Annotated in this window: 13 protein-coding genes; 9 read left to right on the top strand and 4 right to left on the bottom strand. The window is 59.1% G+C overall.

Annotated elements, in window-relative coordinates:
* Window position 1: 1 nt before the first annotated feature.
* The 3 genes from HQL63_00620 to HQL63_00610 all read right to left on the bottom strand — a co-directional run bounded on the left by HQL63_00620 (window position 2) and on the right by HQL63_00610 (window position 4,421).
* Complete coding sequence (locus tag HQL63_00620) at window positions 2-1,375, bottom strand: HlyD family efflux transporter periplasmic adaptor subunit (protein MBF0175341.1); 1,374 nt, start codon at window positions 1,373-1,375, stop codon at window positions 2-4.
* A complete protein-coding gene (locus tag HQL63_00615) occupies window positions 1,372-2,262 on the bottom strand; it encodes an efflux RND transporter periplasmic adaptor subunit (GenBank protein ID MBF0175340.1) in 891 nt (296 codons plus the stop codon). The genes HQL63_00620 and HQL63_00615 overlap by 4 nt, the downstream gene beginning before the upstream one ends.
* Window positions 2,263-2,330: 68 nt before the next feature.
* On the bottom strand, window positions 2,331-4,421 hold the full coding sequence (locus HQL63_00610) for a TolC family protein (protein MBF0175339.1): 2,091 nt from the start codon (window positions 4,419-4,421) through the stop codon (window positions 2,331-2,333).
* 219 nt (window positions 4,422-4,640) lie between these two features.
* Between HQL63_00610 and HQL63_00605 the strand changes: the two genes are divergently transcribed.
* The 9 genes from HQL63_00605 (at window position 4,641) to HQL63_00565 (ending at window position 19,268) form a co-directional block, all read left to right on the top strand.
* A complete protein-coding gene (locus HQL63_00605; protein MBF0175338.1) occupies window positions 4,641-5,081 on the top strand; it encodes a FecR domain-containing protein in 441 nt (146 codons plus the stop codon).
* A gap of 37 nt (window positions 5,082-5,118) precedes the next feature.
* Complete coding sequence (locus HQL63_00600; GenBank protein ID MBF0175337.1) at window positions 5,119-5,721, top strand: OmpA family protein; 603 nt, start codon at window positions 5,119-5,121, stop codon at window positions 5,719-5,721.
* 18 nt (window positions 5,722-5,739) lie between these two features.
* Window positions 5,740-8,928 carry a CHASE2 domain-containing protein gene (locus HQL63_00595; protein ID MBF0175336.1) on the top strand — a complete coding sequence of 1,063 codons (3,189 nt, stop codon included), beginning with the start codon at window positions 5,740-5,742 and terminating at the stop codon, window positions 8,926-8,928.
* Window positions 8,929-9,293: 365 nt separating this feature from the next.
* Entirely contained in the window at window positions 9,294-13,244 is a 3,951-nt protein-coding gene (locus HQL63_00590) for an ATP-binding cassette domain-containing protein (protein MBF0175335.1), read from the top strand.
* A gap of 87 nt (window positions 13,245-13,331) precedes the next feature.
* Window positions 13,332-14,615: an HlyD family type I secretion periplasmic adaptor subunit gene (locus HQL63_00585; GenBank protein MBF0175334.1), complete on the top strand. Its 1,284-nt coding sequence runs from the start codon at window positions 13,332-13,334 to the stop codon at window positions 14,613-14,615.
* A 70-nt stretch (window positions 14,616-14,685) separates the two neighbouring features.
* A complete protein-coding gene (locus tag HQL63_00580; protein ID MBF0175333.1) occupies window positions 14,686-16,623 on the top strand; it encodes an AAA family ATPase in 1,938 nt (645 codons plus the stop codon).
* 25 nt (window positions 16,624-16,648) lie between these two features.
* Window positions 16,649-17,089, top strand: coding sequence for an NUDIX hydrolase (locus HQL63_00575; GenBank protein ID MBF0175332.1), 441 nt, complete (start codon window positions 16,649-16,651; stop codon window positions 17,087-17,089).
* 178 nt (window positions 17,090-17,267) lie between these two features.
* Window positions 17,268-18,668: a DegQ family serine endoprotease gene (locus tag HQL63_00570; protein MBF0175331.1), complete on the top strand. Its 1,401-nt coding sequence runs from the start codon at window positions 17,268-17,270 to the stop codon at window positions 18,666-18,668.
* A gap of 204 nt (window positions 18,669-18,872) precedes the next feature.
* Complete coding sequence (locus HQL63_00565) at window positions 18,873-19,268, top strand: response regulator (GenBank protein MBF0175330.1); 396 nt, start codon at window positions 18,873-18,875, stop codon at window positions 19,266-19,268.
* 119 nt (window positions 19,269-19,387) lie between these two features.
* Here the strand turns inward: HQL63_00565 and nrfD are convergent, their stop codons facing one another.
* On the bottom strand, window positions 19,388-20,518 hold the full coding sequence (nrfD, locus tag HQL63_00560; protein ID MBF0175329.1) for a polysulfide reductase NrfD: 1,131 nt from the start codon (window positions 20,516-20,518) through the stop codon (window positions 19,388-19,390).
* Window positions 20,519-20,607: the final 89 nt, after the last annotated feature.

Below are 20,607 nucleotides of genomic sequence, written 5' to 3'. Positions count from 1 at the left end.
GTCAAATCCCGGTCATGCGCCGCAGGGCTGCCAGGGGACGGCGCAGCAGGAAGTGGAAAAGGGACACCTCCTGCCCGACAACCCGGGCCGTGCCACGCAAACCTATGCGCGGCGGTGTCAACTCATTGGGAAAACGTGCCGTCAGCCGATAGATCAAGAACCCCTCCGGAGCGGAGGTCGGACGAAAGGCCGCTTCGACAAGATGCGCGGGTAACGGTTGCTCAGGTTGATTGTTGCTGAAAAATTTGACCTCGGCGTTGGGTTCCAGGCGAACAGCGTCAGGAACGGGGAGGTGGATCTCCAGCTCCGTGGCCGCCGGATTGGCCAGGGTCAGAACGCGCTCCCCCACCGCGACAGGACGCCCCAACCAATCGTTGACATCCTCAAACAGGGCCATGCCGTCCCGGCTGGCCCGCACACGGGTGCGCTCCAGCAGGTTCTCGACATGGGTCACTTCGGTCCGGCGTTGCTCGACACGCCCCTGGAGTAATGCCAAACGGGTCTTGCTATCCGCATCAAGGACCGCCCTTTGCGCCTCCTGACGATACTCCTGCTGGGCCGACTCCATTTCGGTGCGCGCCACATCCTGGCGGTTACGCAGGTTGGTGTCGTCCAGGGTGAACAGAATATCACCACTCTTGACCATGCGGTTGGGGCGCACCAAAAACTGGTCGATGACACCATCCTGGGGGGACCGCACCACGACAGGATCGATGGGAACGACTTCAGCCGGCGCCAGGACCGAAAGATCGACAGGAAGGGCGAGCGCCCCAACCACAACAGCCGCCAAAACCAGGAGGGGAAGGCGGCGTATGTCAGGAAACGGCCCCAGCTGCACACGATGATGCGGGTGCAAAGCCAGCCAGGCATGGGCATAACTCTCGGCCAGAACGGCCAACAACTCCTGCTCGACCGGACTCCAAGGCGCCTCCCGGGCCAACAACAACCCCCCCGGACGCGCACCGGAGGAGACGCTCAAAGGCAACCAGAGAAGTTCCGCCGGCAGCCATTCGGCCCAGGCCGCCTGGTCTGCTTCCGGCAGGGTATCCGGGGCAATGACCCGCACCTGGGCAGCATCGGCATCCCGGTCCAAAGTGGCGCAAAGCCGGCTTGACCAGGCCACAAATGGCGTCTGGGGATCGACGCGGAAAAGTCCAGAAATGGCCACCACCTCACCACGACCGGGTGAGATGCGCCGCCACAAAATGGCCTGACGGTAGGGGGTCAGCAGATGGGTCTCGTTGACCAGCACAAAACCCAGGGCCTCGTCATCGGGAGCGTCACGGGCCATCTTGCCCAGTTCAAGGAGAGACCCCAGGCTCCGCAGCCGACCTTGCAAAGAGTCCACCGCTCCCTTTTGCTGGGCCTCGGTCACGGTTTGGTCACCCCCATGTCGGCTGGGAAACGAATGCGCCCGTTCATGCCCGAAATCAGTTCGGGAAAGTGGCCATCCAACCGGGCAATCACCTTGATCGATTGGCTGACGGCATCCACCTGGGGAACAGGACGCACCACCCGGGCCGGGTAATCACGACCGGTCTCATCGATATGGACTGTAAACGCTGCGCCAGGCGTCAACCGGGGGAGCCAGCGGGAGGGGACGATCATGGCCAGTTCCAGGTCGGCATTGTTCAAAATGTCCAGCAGATGCTGCCCCTCGGTCACATACTGAAAAGGTTGGGCCTGGAGGGAAATGACATGTCCGGCAAAAGGGGCATAGATACGGCAGCGATGCACCATGGCGCGTTGCGTCTCCACTTCGGCGACGTTGCGCGCCAGCTCCAGTTGATCCAGCTCCAACTCCAGGGGGGAGAGCGACCCCAGCTCCATCAGGCGCGAGTGGACCTCGACCCGCTTGCTGGCTGCATCGACTTCAGCCACGGCCTTGCGCAAACGGGTCTGAAAGAGGGTGCAGTCAAACTCCACCAGCACCTTTCCCTGGGTAAATGCCTCCCCTTCGGCAACGTTGATACGTACAATCTTGGCCGGGATCTCGGCGCCGATCACCGTCCGTTGTCGGGGCGTCAGTTGCGCCCGGATCTCTTCGTTCTCCTCACCGACCCTGGCGGCGTCAGGTCTTTGCGGAGCTTCGGCGCTCTTCTGTGGCGGCGCAACGGAAAGTGGCGCCTCCGAAGAGCGGGATGCGGGAGCATCGCAGAGAGCCGCCCAACCCCAGGAGGTCGGCGCCAGCAGTAGGCAACAAACCACCCATCCCAAAGACACGGGAAACCGAACAGGGGTTCGCCTAGCATCGCGGAGCATTGGATCTCTTTCACTGATGAAGATCAAGGGGCAACCGGAGAAGACACAAGACCTGACCACCCCCCTCCTCAGTCGGGAGGAGGGCGTTGCACCCCGCTCAGCATAACGAAGCGGACCTCCGAAAGAAAGGGCGCCCGCCCCTCCCTCTCTGGAACGAGGCGCGGCATTTCCCTGGTCGACGTTCCCGCAGGAGGGCGGTCCCCCCCTTTTTTCAAAAGCTGTCGAACCCGTTCGATCGTGACCGCCCGCCAAAAACCTGCCGCCTGTGGCTGCACCTTCGCGGGCCTGGCGGGAGACCCAGGCAACATGCGGCTCGCAGTCACGGAGGAAGAACCGGTCAGAGGCCATGCATCGACCGGCTTGCTGTGCATGTCGGACACGCCTTGCATGGCGCCGGGGAAACCGGTTTGCCCGGATGTGTCGGTCGCGGCAACGGGTTGGACCGGCGTATCAGCCCCATCACCGGGCCGGTCGGGGGCATCCGCCCCAACCACTGCGTGGTCACCCATGCCGGGCGCCGTGTCGGAACCCTGTGGCGCGACGGGCACCTTTCCTGGCATATCCGGCCTGGCCGGTATCTGCCCTTGCACCAGCGCCTGGTCCCATTCGGCCAGATTTTTTTCGATCTCCCGGCTCAAGGCACCCAGATCACCCTCCTTCACGTTCGGAGGAATGGGATCGGCACCAACGGCCACCTGCAATTGCCCCAGGGCGTTCTCCAATTGGGCCAAAGCCTGATGCTGTTGCAAACGGGTCAGGACGACCTTCACCCGGTTGCGCACCTGCTCCAGGCGCCCCTCGGCGGCCTGATCCTGTTGCGTGGTCACATGGCGCAGAATCTCCCGGTCGATGGTGCTGAGATCCATGGCCCGACGATATTGTTGCAACGCCGTCAGATACTGCCGCCAGGCAATATGAATCTGGCTCAATATGGCCATGTGCAGAGCCAGGCGCCGCGTGTCGGTGACCGACTCCTGCGCCTTGGCCCACTCCAGCCGCCTGGGGGCTGTCGCCAGATTGATCAGGTTCCACGAAATATGCAAACCCGCCTCAGCCCAACTCTGGTTGACCAGGAAGGTGTTGCTGTCATGGTTGCCGGTCAGGCTCATCTCCAGACCCGGAAAAAGCCGGGCCAGGGTCTTGCGAGTCTCTTCGACGCTGATGCGGGCCTGGTAGTTCTCCTCGCGAAGCTCGGGACGGTTGCGCAAGGCAAGCCGCTCCAGGGCCTCCAGCGGCAGGTCGGTCGGAAACACAGTCAACACCGGCTCTTCGGCGGCCAACTTGTAGGAAACCCCCGGGGGCATGTTCATCAATGGCGCCAACTCGACATGGGCCATGGCCAAATCATCCCGAAGTTTTTCCAACTGCACCACCGCCTCCAGGATGGAGCGCCGATAGCGCAGAATCTCCAGAGGGGGGCGCAGGCGCTCATCTTCGATGCGTTGCAAGGCGCTCAGACCGGCGTCCGCCTCCTTCAAGGTTACGCCGATCTCCTGGGCAAGGCTCTGCGCCCCCCAGGCCCGCCAAAAGGCATAACGAATCTCCCGGATCAAATTTTGGATCACCTTGCGCCGCCGCTCCTCGGTGATCAGCAAGCGATCAGCCTCCTGCCGGGCACGAAAATAACTGACACCAAAATCCAAAACATTCCAGGTCAGGGAGAGATCGATCTGTTCCTGATCCCGATTCTGGGAGGTGGAGGATTCCAGGGAGAGGGTGCCGTTCTGCACCGATTGACTGCTGGAGGCCGCTGCATTGGAACGGCTCGAATACCCAGCCGAGGTCACCAGGTTGGGGAGCAGCTCGGCCCGAGTCAGGTCAAGCTGGTTGCTGGAAAGCAACCCTTCCATCAGCTTGAGGCGGTGGTCGAGGTTGTATTTGATGGCACGCGCCATGGCATCGTAGATGGTCAGGGTATCCGGGATGGGATCCTGATTCTGGAACATTTTGGTCTGGTCCGCCTGGACAAGCTGCATTTGCTCGGCCTCGGTCAAGGCCTGGGGTTTCACGACACACCCAGCCGACACCATCAGCAGGGCCGACCCGATCAACAAACGCACCACGAGGGGAAGAGATGTTTTGGCAACGGACATCTGCACCAACCAACAATCAACCGAAGAGAGCAAACCAAGCCAACCCTTGCCAGACACGCAAAACATCTGCCAATTTTCTGGAGCCCCATCGGCCAACCCGGCCTGACACGAAGCAGGACGTTGCAGCGATACTCCGCTTTATGGGAGCCATGGATTCTTGTGGACAAACAACATGAAGTTGGTTAGGATCCAGAGGATTCTGTCACTCTGGGTGGGGTCAACGTCGCAAGGTTTCAGGTCGTGGGGTTTCAGATGGTTCGGACGTGTAACCGTGAGGAGCGCTGCATGAAACGAGTTGTTCGCTCAATCCTTTTTTGTGGGTCAATGGGCCTGATTTTGCCGGTGCAAGCCTCGGATGGCATGGTCAAGACGGCTTCTGGGGACGTTTTTATCCAGCACCTTGGGGAAAAAAGTCCCGCCAAAGTGGGAACACCGCTGGATGCCAAGGATGTCCTGGAAACCGGCGCCGATGGCGCGGTGGGTGTCACCATGAAGGACAATACTCGTTTTTCCCTGGGTCCGAACAGCCGTTTCGTCGTCGAGGAGTTTGCCTTCGATCCGCACGCCCAGCGTCTGGCGCTCTCGGGTCATATGGCGGCGGGCACCTTGACATTCAACACCGGCGAGATTGGTAAACTGGATCCCAAACGCATCCGACTGACAACCCCGCTGGGGTCCATCGGAGTGCGGGGAACGTCCATACTCGTCCATGTTCCCGAGCCTTGATTCCACACCCTCTGTCCGCAAGTTGGAGACTTTTGCAATGAGATCCATGTCACGTTTGTCGATGGGCATGTTGGCTTTAGCCTTTCTCTTTGGCTGTGCAAAACCGGAACAGATCGTGCTGCTACCCGACGATGATGGCCATGTGGGCAAGGCCATCGTTGAGACGACATCCGGTACCGTGACCCTCGACAAGGCCAACGAAGGAACCCGGATCAGCAAAGCGACGGAAGAACCTGCCGCGCCAAATGTAGTGCCCGATAACGAGATTGAAGCGCGTTACGCCGCCGCCATGGCGGCCAAATCACGCAAACCGGTCAAGTTTATCCTTTACTACCAGACTGGTGGCACCGCCCTGGTGCCCTCGTCCCAGGCCAAATTGCCGGAAATTCTCTCCACCCTGAAGAGCTGGGTATCCCCCGAAGTTGCCGTCGTTGGCCATACCGACACGGTCGGCGCCGAAGATGCCAACCATCGGCTGGCCCTGGATCGCGCCAAAATGGTGCACGGGCTGCTCCTGGGCATTGGCATTCCCGCCTCCGCCATCGAAGTTACCTCCCACGGCGAGAAAAACCTCCTGGTGCAAACAGCGGACGAACTCCCTGAGCCGCGCAACCGGCGCGTCGAGGTGTCGATCCGCTGACGGCGTATGAACAAGAAGATGGAGCCACATTTGCAACAACAGGTGGCTTCTTCCTCTGACGCCTCGAACAAGGGGTCCGCCAGCTGTGGTCCGTGGGCCTGGCGGATGCGCGTGGTGACGTTGCTGTTCCTGGGGTTTCTCGTCCTCCTCCAGGGGGTCGATCCCAAACCCCTGGCGGAGTTGCGTCTCCGCGTCTTCGACACCTATCAGCGTTTTTATCCCCGCACGTCCGAGGTGACCCAGGTGGTCATCCTGGACATCGACGAACGCTCCATGGATCGTTTTGGTCAATGGCCATGGCCCCGGACCCGGCTGGCGGACATTGTCAATCGTCTCAAGGAGATGGGAGCCGCCGGCATTGGCTTTAATTTTGTTTTTCCTGGTCGGGATCTGCACTCTCCCCATGTCATGGCCGACGATCTCAAAACCTTGAGCGAGAAAAGCCGACAGGAGCTGTACGCCCTGCCGGATACCGATGCCGCCTTCGCGCATGCCATGCTTGGAGCGCCCGTCATTCTGGGGCAAATGGTGCGTTACGGTTCCACCACGACGGCAACCCAGGCATCCCTGCAAACAAACAATATCGCCTCCATGGGCGGAGATGCCCTCCCCTTTTTATCGGAGGTGGATGGTTTGATTCCCAATGATGCCCCTTTCGAGAAGGCGGCAGCCGGAAACGGCCTGTTGTATGTCAACCCTGAATCGGACGGCATCGTCCGACGGGTTCCTCTGATGGTGGGCATGGCCCAGAGCATCCGGCCCACCTTCACGCTCGAAGCGCTGCGCGTGGCCTCGGGTCGCCGGGGCACGGTCGCCATTGTGGACCAAAACCAGAAAATCAAGGGTATTCTGGTTGGAGGGGCACCCATTCCCACAGATTCCCAGGGGCAGGTTTGGATCCATTATGGACCTGTCAATCCAGGCCGTTACTTTTCGGTCGGTGACCTGCTGGAGGGCAAACTGGCCCCCGACCTGTTCCAGGGACGCCTGGTTCTGGTCGGTTCGTCGGCGGCTGGCCTCCAGGATATCCACGCCATCCCGATGCAAGGTCAAATTTCCGGCGCCGAAATCCAGGCCCAGGCGATTGAGACCATTCTCCAGGGCATCGCCCTCGACAGGCCAGGATATGCCCTGTGGCTGGAGCAACTCCTGACGACGGTCATGGGGCTGCTCCTCATTCTGTTGGTCTCCAAAATGGGCGTTCGCTTCACAACCATCCTGTTTCTCTCCTTGTCCACGTTGTGCGGCGCTGGCGGGGCCTATGCGTTCCATGTTCACACCCTGCTGCTGGATCCGGTCTTTCCGGTCGGCGCCAATTTTCTGTTGCTTCTCTTCCTGGGTTACAGGGCCTTTCGTCAGACAGAACTGGCCAAACGCCTCGAACAAGTGGCACGTCTTGAGTGGGAGCGCGTTGCCGAGGTTTTGGAAGAAAAGGTTCAAGAACGGACCCGCGAGTTGGTCATCAGTCAAAACAAGCTCGAAAAGTTGGTGGAGCTGGGTATCGCCCTCGCCATGGAACATGACATCGATCGCCTGCTGCGTCGCATTCTTGAGGGAGGACGGGAGATCGCCCCAGCCGACAGAGCCACTCTCTTTCTCCTGACCGATGAGAATACCCTCCAGTTTTCCCACCGGACCAGTACCGACACGCTTCCGGTGTCGGCCCTGCCCCTCCATGACCCCACCACCGGAAAGCCCAACCACCATTATGTCTCGGTCCATGTCGCCCTGACCGGCAAGAGTGTGCGGCTGGACGATGTCTACGGCGATACCGGCCCGTTCGATGTCTCCGGAACATTGAAGTTCGATGCGGCCACCAACTACCACACTCAATCCATGCTGGTGGTTCCCCTGATGACACGCGAAGGGGACATTCTGGGGGCTTTGCAACTCATCAATGCCCTGGATCCAACCCGTGAAAAGGTTGTTTCCTTTGCCGACGATCTGGTGGGTTTCATCGAGTCCCTGGCCTCCAAGGGAGCCGTGGCACTGCACAACCTGCGCCTCATCGAAGCCCAGGAAAAACTGTTCGAGTCGATCATCAAGGTCTTGGCAACCAGTATCGACGCCAAATCCCCCTATACCGGGGGCCATTGCGCCCGGGTTCCTGAACTGGCCCGTCTGCTGGCGGAAGCCGCCTGCCGTTGCGACACCGGGCCGTTTGCATCCTTCAACATGGAAAAAGATGCGTGGAAGGCCTTTCACCTGGCCGGCTGGTTGCACGATTGCGGCAAGGTCACCACTCCCGAATATGTGGTGGACAAAGCCACCAAACTGGAGACCGTCTACAATCGCATCCATGAAATTCGGATGCGTTTCGAGGTGCTCTACCGGGATGCCATCATCCAGGCCCAGCAGGAACATTGGGCCCGCCTGGGTGATTCCAATCCTCTACCCGAAACCCTGGATGCCTCTCTGGCCACTCTGCGCGAGGAGTTTGCCTTCGTGGCCCAGTGCAATCAGGGCGGCGAATTCATGGATCCGGAAAGCATCACCCGCCTGAAACAAATTGCCGGGCGAACCTGGCAACGTCACTTCAGTGACCGTCTCGGTCTCTCGCCTCCCGAGCAACTGCATGTACAAAATATTCCGGAGTCCCCCCTGCCTGCGGTCGAGACGCTGTTGGCCGACAAACCGGAACACATCGTCCCCCGGGCTGATCCCACCCCCTATGCCGCCCATCCACAATTCAAGGTCGTGGTTCCGGAGCACCTGTACCATTACGGCGAAATCTACAACCTTTCCATCAGCCGGGGCACTCTGACAAACGAAGAACGTTTCAAGATCAACGAACATGTCATCCAGACCATCCTCATGCTGGAACACCTCTCCCTGCCCAAAACCATGCGCAGCGCCGTGGAGATGGCCGGCTCACACCACGAAACCATGGTGGGAACGGGCTATCCGTGTGGCCTGCACCGGGACGAGATGAGCGTGCAAGCTCGCATGCTGGCCATTGCCGATGTCTTTGAAGCCCTGACCGCAGCGGACCGCCCCTACAAACCCCCCAAAACCTTGAACCAGGCCCTGCGCATCATGAGCTTCATGCGCAAGGACCAGCATCTTGACAGCGATCTTTTCGACCTCTTCCTCACCTCCGGCGTTTATCGAACCTACGCCAATCTCTACCTGCCAGCCAGTCAGCAGGATGCAGTGAATATACGGGATTATTTGAGTCCAGCGGCGTTGGCGGTCGAACCGAGATAAAGAGCGCTGATAAACGGGTCACTGTTCACCACCCGGCAACGCATCGGGGTCCAGGGCAGGGGGGTGGCTCCCTGGCAGGGATTCAAACAGAGTCCTGGTGGAGTTCTGGGCAAAGCCCTGACAAAAGCTTTCCTATCCAAGCCCTTTTTAAAAAGGTGAGGAAGAGTTACGGCAACGGCATACAAGCTGCATTCGCTCCCGCCGGTGCATGGTTTTTTGGTAGCCACTCAGCACCCGACAACGAACCGGGCTCTGGGATGGCTGGCTCCGAAGCCACATATGGTTTAGAAGATAGCGCCATACGGACCTTTTTTGCGCGGGGCCTGTCAAGGGCGGATGCAACCAGACGCGGAGTTTGTGAAGAAATGAAGAAAGCCATCCAGGAGGACACGATCAAGTTGGGGTCGTTTTCCGGACTGTGGATACCAGGAGTGACATCGTTCATCATCAACTTGTTGGGCCTGTTGGTCCCGTTGGCTCTGATCCAGGTCTACAACCGCATCCTGCCCAATCATGCCACGCAGACCCTCTCCCTGTTGGTGCTCGGGGTGCTGGTTGCCCTGGTGGTGGAGGCGGCCTTGCGCTCGGTACGGGCCTATCATATGGGCTGGATGGGCGCCCGGTTTGAGCATCAGGTCAGTTGCAACTCGTTCCGGCGCCTGCTCTACGCCGCACCCGAGGAGATCGAGAAAGCGGATGGCAGCAAATTCATGGAGGGGATGAACGCCATCAACCAGGTCGGTGAGCTCTATTCCGGACAGGCGCTGATGGCCTTGTTCGACCTGCCCTTTCTGGTCATGTACCTGTTTCTCGTCTACCTGCTGGCAGGCCCCCTGGCCCTGGTGCCCCTGGGCGCCCTCATTCTGATCAGCGTGCCTTCCGCCTACGTTGGCTTCTCACTGAAAAAAACGCTGAAGCAGGATATGGATCAAAAGCAGCGGCGTTACAGCTTTATCACCGAGACCCTGGACCGCATTCATTCCGTCAAGGCCCTGGCCATGGAATCACTCCTGTTGCGGCGCCATGAAATGTTGCTGATCAAAGGATTGCGTCAAACTTACGACCTGATCTTTCTGGGCGCCATCATGCCGGCGTTCTCCTCGTTCACGGCCCAGGGGATGACGGCCATGGTGATCGCCTTCGGGGCCATCCAGGTCATAGACGGAGATTTGACAACCGGTGGACTGGCAGCCTGCACCATGCTCGCCGGAAGATCGTTGCAACCCATCCAGGCACTGGTCGCCGGATGGACGCGGTTGCAGGCCATTCGCATGGCTCGCCAAGAGGTCAATGCCCTGCTCACCATTCCGCAACGGGAAAATCTGGCCGAACACGCCTCCGGGGAGCCGTTGAGCGGCGCCATTCAACTGCAAAACATCTCCTTCGAGGTCACCAAAAATACCGGATGGCAAAAACCTGGCGAACCCCCGCCCCCCGTACACAAAACAGCCATTCTGACCGACATCTCCCTGACCATCGACCCTGGGGAGTGCATCGGCATTGTCGGCGACAGTGGCAGCGGTAAAAGCACCTTCCTGAAACTGATCACCGGCGCGGCGCAGCCCACACAGGGAACCGTCCGGATCGATAGCCGCGAAGTCCATTTGTTGCCCCAACATCTCTCCGCACAAATTGGCTACATCCCCCAAAAAGGGACGCTGTTCAATGGGACGATTTTGCAAAATCTGACCATGTTCGACGATACCCGTCAATCCGTGGCATTGACCATGGCTGCCCGTTTGGGACTCGATGCCGTGGTGGCGCGCATGCCCAAAGGGTACCACACCGTGGTGGGTGACGGCGCCCAGGATACGTTGCCAGCCGGGGTCCAACAACGCATCGTCATCGCCCGTATTCTGGCGCGAGAACCCAAAATCCTGCTCTTCGACGAAGCCAACATGGCCATCGACTCCGCCGGAGACAATCTCCTGCGGACCTGCCTGGAAAACATGAAGGGGGAGTGTTCGATCATCCTGATCTCCCAACGCCCCTCCCTGCTGCGCATGGCGGATCGGGTTTTTCGCCTGCAAGGGGGCACGTTGCACCTCCTGGAAGATTTGATGGATGCCTTCCGGGTGGAAAAGCCCTCACCGACCTTGGCAAAACCTGTCGCCCATCCCGTGGTTGATCCGGGCCAGGGTCCAGAGGAAACCTTGCCCCAGACAAAACACGCTGACGCTCTGGCCTTGCTGGAACAACGCCGCTCCCTCTCCCAGGAGCAACAATGGCAGCTGTTTCTGGACCAGATGCATGTGCAGACCCCCTTTTCCCGCTGCCTGAAAGGTTTATTGACGGCCATGAGCTGGAAAGGAACGGCGCGTCAACTGGCCGAATCGGTTCCCCACCTCTCCGAAAAGCTCGATCTGACAAATTTTTGCTCCATCATGGCCAACCTGCACCATGTTTACCGGGAGGCACGCGGCAAACTGGAAAGCATCGATCCGCGGCTGATGCCGTTTTTGTTCGTTTCAAACAAAGGTCGTGTGGTGGTCGCCCTGGGGCGCCCCGAGAGTGGCGCCACCGAGGTGATCGATGGCGACGATGGCGAAAGAAAGGTCGTGCACCATCTTGGCGCAGGGCGCGCCTACCTCTTCTCCCTGCCTGGCGCCGAAGCCATCACGATCGGCAGTTGGGTACGCAGCCAGTTGCAACGTTTTCAGCCCCTGATCTGGACCATCATGGGCATCACCATCCTCGGCAATATCATGGGCTCCATGACCCCCCTCTTCGTGATGGCGGTCTATGGGCAGATCATCCCCAGCGGCGCCAAATCCATGGCACTGGTCTTGCTGGTGGGTTTGTTGCTGGCATTGCTGGTCGATGTGGCCGTTCGCGTTCAACGGGTTCGGCTCATGGCCTACATCGGCTCCAAGGCGGAACGCACCCTGAGCAGCGGCATCCTGGACCGGATCCTGGCCCTGCCAGCCGCCTATACGGAGAGGGTCTCGGTCGGAGTGCAGGTGGCCCGCATCCGCACCCTGGAAGTGATCCGGGAGATGTTGACCGGACCTCTGGCCTATCTCTACTACGACGCCCCTACATCCTTGTTCTACATGATCGTGCTGGGGATCATCAATCCTTCGGTCATCTTCTTCATGCTGCTGTTGATCCTGGGTCTCGTGCTGGTCGGGTTCATCATCTTTCCCGTCATGCGCGTCCGTTCCAGTCTTTCAACCCGCCTTGGCAGCCACCGGCAGGCCTTTCTGACCGAGGCTCTGCACCGGTTGCCGACCATCCAGGGTGTGCATGCCCAGGAGGTCTGGTATGACCGCTATCGTGACCTATCCGGCAAGGCCACGTTGGCCAACTTTCGGCTTAACCAGGTCACAGCCCTGCTCGGCACCATGTCTCAAACCATCACCATGGCAGCCGCCTTGGGAGTCATGAGCATGACCGCCCAGGGTGTCATGGAGGGAAAACTCACCAGTGGCGCCGTGATGGCCGCCATGCTGCTGACGTGGAGAATCTTTGGTCCGGTGCAAACCACCTTTTTGGGCATCGCTAAAATGGTTCAAGTTTTCAACAGCATGACCCAAACAGATCGCCTGATGGAGATCAAGGGAGAACGGGAGATCGGCGCCATCGCCCCGATGGGACGCACCTTTCAGGGCGAGGTGGTTTTCAACCGCGTCTCGTTCCGCTATCGCAACGATGCCGACCCCGCCTTGATTGGCGTCTCTTTTCGCGTCCCAGCCGGATCGGTGGTTACCGTGATCGGGGCCAATGGTTCCGGAAAATCGACCCTCCTCAAAATGATCCTGGGATTGTACACACCCCAGGCCGGCAGCATTCTGATCGACAATGGCGACATCCGGCAGACCGATCCCCTGGAGTTGCGCCAGGGCATCAGCTACCTGCCACAAACCTGCGACATCTTTTTCGGCACAGTGGCGCAAAACCTGCGCCTGGTCAACCCGGACGCCAGCGATGCCGAACTTGAGGCAGCCACGGCGCGGGCCGGTCTCCTGGATGAAATCAAGCGGCTTCCCAAGGGGTTCGACACCCGGTTGCAGGAAAGCGGCGACGGAACGCTCTCATCAGGATTCAGGCAACGCCTCTCTTTGGCTCGGGTCTACCTCAAAAGCCAGGCGATCATGCTCTATGACGAACCGGGCAACAATCTGGATGCGGAGAGTGAACGACTCTTTCTGGAAGCCGTCAACGAGCTGCGCGGCAAAAGCACAGTCTTCATCGTGACCCATCGCCCCAGCCACCTGAAGATCGCCGACCTGGTTCTCTACATGGAAGGGGGTTACCTGCGCGCCGCCGGAACACCAGCCGAGGTCAGCAAAATCCTGCCCAATGGCTTCGTCTGATGATGCTGTGCAACACACAACCCCAGGACCAGTGGGCAGGATCCTGCCTCGTTTCCATGTCTGCCGGAATGCCCAACGAGTGACCCCATGACCAAAAACAAATTGACCCGCTATCTTTCCGAAGCCCTGATCCTGGAAGAGAGCGAATTTTCCTGGAGATTTCGCTTGGCCTTGCTGGGCAGCGTGGCGGTTTTCATCGTGTCCGTCCTGATTGCTTCCAACACTCAGGTCAACGAGGCCATCATGGCGCATGGCCAGTTCCGTCCCCAAAGTTTCATCCACAAGATACAACCCTCCGAGGGGGGGATCGTTGATGAAATCCATGTGCAGGAGGGAGATGCGGTCGAGAAAGGCAAGCTGCTGTTGCGATTGAAAAATGCCGCCACTGCCGCCAATCAGGAACAAATGGAAGGACGTTTGGCGGGGTTGTTGGCCCGTGCTGCCCGCCTGACGGCCTTCCTGAATGGAACACCAGCCGATTTTTCCGCCATCGTGACCAACAGGAAAGATCTGATCCGGGATCAGGCCGCTTTGCTGCACGTCCAGAACCAATCCCGTCAGGCCAGCCATTGGGTCTTCACCACCCAGGAAGGACAAAAACAAGCTGAAATCGCCCAAATCGAGGAAGAGATCAAAAATGCCCGCAGCCGTGCCGGTGTCAATGAATCCCTGCTCACGCTGCAAGAGAAACTGGCGAAAAAAAATCTCGTCTCCCGCATGAAAGAGTTGGAAGCCCAACGAACCCTGTTGACAAGTACAGGGGAAATTCAGGGGTTGGAGGTGCGCCTCAACAAAGCCCGCTCCTCCCTGCAGGAAGTCACCCTGAGACGCAAGGTCTTTGAGGACGATCTCCAAACCCAGGCATCACGAGAGTTGAGCGAAGTCCATAACGAGATTGCACAAACCCGTGAAACCCTGGCCAAACTGACCGACCGCAGCAAGCGCCTGGAGATATTCTCTCCCACCTCTGGACGCATCCAAAACCTGCGCTTTCGCTCCATCGGCGCCGTGGTTGGCGTGGGGGATCTGTTGATGGAGATCATCCCCAAGGGTGACGATCTCATCCTTGAACTGAACATCACACCCCGGGACATCGGCTTTGTACACCCGGATCAGGAGGTGGTGATCCGGGTCACGAGCTTTGACTTTGATCGATTTGGCACCATCGCAGGCACCCTGACCTCCGTCTCGCCGTTCACCTATATGGATGCGGGCAAACAGGCTTACTATAAAGGTACAGTCCGCCCGAAAAGCCGCACCGTGGACCATGCCGGGCAGCAATATTTCATCCTTCCCGGTATGTGGGCAGATGCCGAAATCGTTACAGGCAGCCGGTCGCTGTTGAATTATCTCCTGAAACCGTTGATTTAGTCCCCACGGTCACGGCCCTTGCCGGTCCGCCCTGAAACCGTTTCCTAAAAGTTCCCCTGTCGAGGTTGAGATGCCCCCCTCCTCTTCTTCAACACCCCTGACGGAACGTCAAAGCCAGATTCTGCGCCTGGTGCAATTGGGTCTCAGCAACAAGGAAGTGGCGCGTGAGTTGAAAATCTCTGAAGGAACGGTCAAGCAGCACCTTCTCGAAGTCTATCGCCGGTTGAATGTCACCAACCGCACCATGGCTGCCGAAGTTGGCCGCCGCGCCGATTCGCTTTTTCTGCCGACAACAGTGGAAAAGGGGGGCGGAGTACGTGCCAAATCGGGAAAATCGCTGCCGGCATTGACCTTTCCCCGTTTTACCGCCGCCATGCAACCGGTCACCCTCGTCAAGGTTGTGATACAGGCCTCCGAGGCCCTGGTCAACACGTTGGGTAGCCGTGGTTTTGCCCGTTTCAACCACATGTTTCGTGAAATCTGCCAACAGGAGTCCCGCCGCTTCGAGGGTGCGTTGCAAGGCACGCCTGACGGATTGTTGTTGTTGTTCGGAACACCCCATCTGCGGGAAGACGACCCTGAACGAGCCGCATGCTGCGCCCACCGCATTTTCCACCGGACCCGCCAACACTGGCAAGAAGAGCTGGACGCCATCGAGTTTCCCCTGCGCATATGCGTCTTTACCGGCGACCTGGTGATCAACTCGGATGGCGATAAAACCACCCTGCACGGCGCCCTACTGGTCCACACCAGCGAGACCATGGCCGAGCATTGCCGAGAGTGGCATGCCCCTTGTGTCGACGCCACAACGCGCCATGCCCTGACAAAACTTGCCGGACGTTATGGCCAGGTTCCCTTGCCGGTGCCGGAGGGGTGTCTGGACCTTGCGCCGATTCCGGATCTCCCTTTTTTTGGCCGCACCGCAGAGTTGGCATCTCTTCGCCAGCACAAAGATCTTCTATTGCAGGGACAAAGCCGCTCGGTGGTTATCCTGGGAGAGGCGGGTTTTGGCAAAACCCGCCTGGTCGAGACCTTTCAAACCGAATGGCCATCCGCCCTGCCGGTTCGCTGGCTGGCAGGAAGGTGTCGCCCAGCGGCGTACCACTTTCCGCTGCACCCATTGTTCGCGATCCTGGAGACACTGGCGGGTTGCTCGCCATCCGACCCGGCCTCCACGCGGTCCGGGGAACGTCTGCATCAGTGGGTCCAGACCCTCCCCAAACCTCTGGTGCAACCAGGAAAAGCCCTGATCGACTGGCACACGGCAGCCGATCCCGCTTTGACATCCGCACCATCCAACAGCCGTTTGGTCGCGGCTGCGGAGTTCATCACCGGGGTCTTGCGGTTGGAACCCACCGCCACGGTTGTGTTCCTGGACAATCTGCAATGGGCCGATCCAGCCACGCATGCGCTGCTTCCCCTCCTGGTGGAGCGGCTCAATGGAAGCGCCGTCTGGCTCCTGGGCGCGGGACGCAAAGCGGAGTTACGCCAGCTTCCAGCCCACACAGGCATGGAGCCCCTGCCGCTCCCAAAACTCTCCACGCGCTTTCTGGCCGACCTGTTACGCCGCATGTTGCCGGCGAAAATCATTCAGGATGCCACCTTGTTTCATCTGGCACGCTGGTGCCGGGGGGTGCCACTGTTCGCCGTGGAGATCGCCAAACATCTGCAACATATTCCTGATTTGTCCACCGTGAACAACCTCACCGAAAACGACTTTTTCCCCCTCTCTTTGCAGGGTCTGATCCTGGAGCGGATTCAAGGTGCCGGCATCGATTGGCGCACAGCGCGCGCCATCGCCGCCGGTGGCAAAATCACCATGAGCCAGCTTCTCGCCCTGGAGTTGCATGCAGAGCCCAACCTGACCAGGAGTGCCGCAGCCCGATTGTCACAGGTGGGGCTCCTGGAAACATCGGGGATGGGGCCGGGACAAACCCTGACCTTCATCAATGGCATGGTCCGCGCCGCCATCTGGCATACCCTGCCAGAGGAGGATAAGAAGCTATAGGAAGTTTGCCACGAAGGGAGCCCCCATGTTCAAACCCGAAACGCCCTTTCTGACAGTCGATGTCATCGTTGAACTCACGGATCGGCCAGAGCGACCAATCGTGTTGATCCAAAGGCGTAATCCCCCTTACGGATGGGCCATTCCCGGCGGTTTCGTGGAGCGTGGCGAACGCCTCGAACAGGCCGCATTGCGGGAAATTCAGGAGGAGATTTCCCTGCGGGTCCGGTTACGATGCTTGCTGGGTGTCTACTCCGACCCGGCACGGGATCCCAGGATGCACACCTGCACACCTGTCTATGTGGGCGAGGGAGAAGGGATCCCCCAGGCCGCCGACGATGCCAAAGGCCTGGGCATCTTTGCCTTGCCGGATTGGCCTGCCGAATTGGCCTTCGACCATGCACAAATCTTGACAGATTATCGCCGTTTTCGCGAGACTGGGCTGGTCGCGCCGTTGTGGCGGGGGTGACCATAAAACGAATGAAAAACTGGGATGGAGGTCCAGGAGGAAGAGCTGCGCCCTTCCTCCTGGTAGGGGTTCGGGGCGAAGCCCTGACAAATTTTTTCATGTCAAATTTTTTCATAAATGGGTGCTGAATGGTTGCCCTTTTTCAGGATCGTTACGTTTTATTCGCTGGAGGGAAAGCATGAACAGAGATGGCCAAGGTCAAGCCTCCCGATGCAAATCGCTGGCATGGGCGCTGTGTGCATCATTGCTGGCGATCATGCCCGCCACTGCCAGGGCGGGGTTTTGGCCAACCGAGGTCGCCGGATCACCCATGCCCAGTCTGGCCCCCATGTTGGAAAAGGTGATGCCCTCGGTGGTCAACATTCACACCAGCACACGCCTCCAGGTCTCCGATCATCCGTTGTTGAGCGACCCCCTGTTTCGCAATTTTTTTGATCTGCCGAACGCCCGGACCCAACCCCGTGAACAAATTCAGCGCAGCCTGGGTTCCGGCGTGTTGATGGATGCCGCCAAAGGCTACGTCCTGACCAACAATCATGTCATCAAAGATGCTCAGGAGATCACCATCACCCTGATGGATGGCCGCAACCTGCAAGCCCAGAAGGTTGGCCAGGATTCTGAAACCGACATTGCCGTCGTCCGCATCCCGGCGGAACGTTTGACGGCCCTCGACATTGGGGATTCAGACGCTTTGCGGGTAGGGGATTTTGTCGTGGCCATCGGCAACCCGTTTGGTCTGGGATCCACCGTGACCTCCGGTATCGTCAGCGCCATGGGTCGCAATGGTTTAGGCATCGAGGGATACGAGGATTTCATCCAGACAGACGCCTCCATCAACCCGGGCAACTCGGGCGGCGCCCTGGTCAACCTCCGTGGCGAGCTCGTGGGCATCAACACCGCCATCCTGGCCAAGGGGGGTGGCAACGTTGGCATCGGCTTCGCGATTCCCGTCAATATGGTACGTAAAATCATGGCACAACTCATCGACAACGGTGAGGTGCGCCGTGGCCTGTTGGGTGTACAATCCCAGGACTTGACCCCGGATTTGGCCACGGCTTTTGGACTGGATCGCGTTGGTGGCGCCGTCGTTGGCAACGTAGTCTCCGACTCCGGCGCGGCAAAAGCCGGTCTGCGCCGTGGTGATGTCATCATCGAAGTCAATGGCCGCGAGGTTCGCAACGCCGCCTCCTTGCGCAACATGATCGGTCTGGTTCGGATGGGTGATGAGGTCCAGATCAAGTACATGCGCGATGGCAAAATTCACGAAGCCAAGGCCGTGGTATCCATGCCTGAAGTTCTGCGCATGGAAGGAAAAACGGCCAATCCACTCCTGGATGGCGCTTTGCTGGCAATCAAACCAGGCAAAAATGAGGAGAACGAAAGCATCCTCGTAGCCACCGTCCGGGAAGGATCCCCCGCCTGGCGCATCGGCCTGCGCCCCGAAGATCACATCCTCTCCGTCAACCGCCAGGTGGTCAAAAGCTTCGAGGATTTAACCACCGCCGCAGCCCGTAGCCACCGACAACTGTTGCTGAACATAGAACGTGGTGGACAGGGGATGTTCATTCTGGTACGCTGAAAAAACTCTGAAATGTCTGATAGTGAAATCCTTGCTATCAACAAAGTCAGATGACTTTCCCCGGGTGTGTCGTGATTTTCGATCTTGGCGTGCTCCGGGTTGTTTCCTTGACATGGGCGTTCCGACTCCGGCGATGTCTCTCTTTGCAAGCGGTGCCGGTAAGGAAGGAGGGGGGATGGCGTCTGACCCGAGCGAGACAAACCTATGAAAACACTGATCGTCGATGATCAACCCGTCATTCGCAAAATTTTGGAAAGGATTCTGTCCAGATTCGGTTCCTGCGATTTTGCCGCTCATGGTCTTGAGGCCGTCGAGGCATTCCAAAATGCCCTGAGGGTCGGCAAACCCTACGATCTGGTCTGCATGGACATCGAAATGCCCGTCATGGACGGTCATCATGCGCTGTCCCGCATCAGGGAGATCGAGGAGCGAAGCTGTAGGGCCAACAGCTCGCGAGCAGTCATTTTCATGATCAGCACCCTGGACTCCGATGCACATATCTCTCGGGCTCTCTTCGGGGAGGGCTGCAACGATTATATAACCAAGCCATTTTCGGAAACCAAAATCGTTCTGAAACTGGGCGAACACGGTTTGGCGTGAAGGAGCGTCGCGATGGAAGAGAAGGAACAAGCCAAGTAGCCTGTCCGCTCCCCGGGGCCGTTTCCGCGCCCCTGTCCACTCCGAGCCCCGCCCTGTTGCCACAACAGCCCGCCGAAGCATCAGTGCCTGGGGGATTGCCGGGCTTTTGTCCCCTGGTGCCGGGCCAACCCTTGGATCATGAGCGTCAGGCATATCGCCCCCACGGCCCATATCCCCAGCGTAACCTGGATCTCCGTCCACGTAGGCGCATAGGTTGCCACTTCGCCGAGCGGAGTCGGTACAAACCCGGGAACGATCAAGCCCAGCCCTTTTTCCATCCACACCCCCACACAGGTCAAAGAGGCGGCCAGGAATAGAATCGGTCGGCGGTGTCGCACGCCCGGCGCCAGCAGCAGCAAAGTTGCCACGGCCATACAGGTCCATGCCGCGCGGATCCAAACAGTAAAAAAGCTGTTTTGGGCAAAAAAAAGCCATTGCGCCGCAGCTGACGCACCAGTTGGCCGATAAAACAGGACAAAAAACTCCGCCCCCATGAAAAACAGCTCCAACAAAAGCGAAAAAACCATGACCCGGGTCAAGGCAGGGAGAACCCCGGCTGGACAATGCAACCACTTCGACCGCTGTAAACCCAAAAGGAGCATGATCAGCAACCCCGCCCCGGAAGCAAAAGCCGAGGCCAGGAAACGCGGCGCCAAAGCGGCGCTGTGCCACAGGGGACGAGCAGGGTTGGCAGCCAACAAAAAGGCGGTCACGGTATGGATGGAGAGGCCCAAGAGCAAAACGATTCCGACCCATGGCCAAGCCAGATGATCAGGCTGTCGTCCGACGGTCGAAAGGTCTCCCCCGCGCAACATTCGGTACCCCAATGCCAGGCTGGCAACCCCGTACAGAACAAGAACCACGATATCCCAGGCCATGATCGACTGCGGAAAGTTGAGCCAACCCAAAAGTGGCAAGGCATGCCAAATACGCCAAGGTTGTCCCAGATCGGCTACCACAAACAACAAGGCCATGCCTACAGCCGTGAGAGCCATTGCCTCCCCCAGCACAATCACCTGATCCATCCCGGCATGGCAAAAAACATGGGCCATGACGAGCAAAACCACCGCCGCCGCTGCCAAACCCACCAAAAAAGTGAAATTGCCGATATAGAGGCCCCAGGTGATCTGATCGGACATGCCGGTCACCGTCAGGCCGTGGCGCAACTGCCGGGCATACCCCCAGCCGCCCCACATTGCGGTCAAAAACAATAAAAAAAGGCAACCCTTCGACACCCAGGAACGTATCGGGATCCAGGGGGCTGGCTCCCTGGCAGGTCCAGGACAGCGTCCTGGTGGGG

The organism is Magnetococcales bacterium (assembly GCA_015231175.1).
Taxonomy (GTDB): domain Bacteria; phylum Pseudomonadota; class Magnetococcia; order Magnetococcales; family DC0425bin3; genus HA3dbin3.
This window is presented reverse-complemented; position numbering and strand designations above follow the sequence as displayed.

What these genes read in the sequence shown, in the direction of transcription:
- HQL63_00595 (MBF0175336.1), top strand. Translation starts at nt 5,740, where the DNA reads ATGGAGCCACATTTGCAACAACAGGTGGCTTCTTCCTCTGACGCCTCG.
- HQL63_00610 (MBF0175339.1), bottom strand. Translation starts at nt 4,421, where the DNA reads ATGTTTTGCGTGTCTGGCAAGGGTTGGCTTGGTTTGCTCTCTTCGGTT.
- HQL63_00575 (MBF0175332.1), top strand. Translation starts at nt 16,649, where the DNA reads ATGTTCAAACCCGAAACGCCCTTTCTGACAGTCGATGTCATCGTTGAA.
- HQL63_00590 (MBF0175335.1), top strand. Translation starts at nt 9,294, where the DNA reads ATGAAGAAAGCCATCCAGGAGGACACGATCAAGTTGGGGTCGTTTTCC.
- HQL63_00580 (MBF0175333.1), top strand. Translation starts at nt 14,686, where the DNA reads ATGCCCCCCTCCTCTTCTTCAACACCCCTGACGGAACGTCAAAGCCAG.
- HQL63_00600 (MBF0175337.1), top strand. Translation starts at nt 5,119, where the DNA reads ATGAGATCCATGTCACGTTTGTCGATGGGCATGTTGGCTTTAGCCTTT.
- HQL63_00570 (MBF0175331.1), top strand. Translation starts at nt 17,268, where the DNA reads ATGAACAGAGATGGCCAAGGTCAAGCCTCCCGATGCAAATCGCTGGCA.
- HQL63_00565 (MBF0175330.1), top strand. Translation starts at nt 18,873, where the DNA reads ATGAAAACACTGATCGTCGATGATCAACCCGTCATTCGCAAAATTTTG.
- HQL63_00615 (MBF0175340.1), bottom strand. Translation starts at nt 2,262, where the DNA reads ATGCTCCGCGATGCTAGGCGAACCCCTGTTCGGTTTCCCGTGTCTTTG.
- HQL63_00605 (MBF0175338.1), top strand. Translation starts at nt 4,641, where the DNA reads ATGAAACGAGTTGTTCGCTCAATCCTTTTTTGTGGGTCAATGGGCCTG.
- HQL63_00585 (MBF0175334.1), top strand. Translation starts at nt 13,332, where the DNA reads ATGACCAAAAACAAATTGACCCGCTATCTTTCCGAAGCCCTGATCCTG.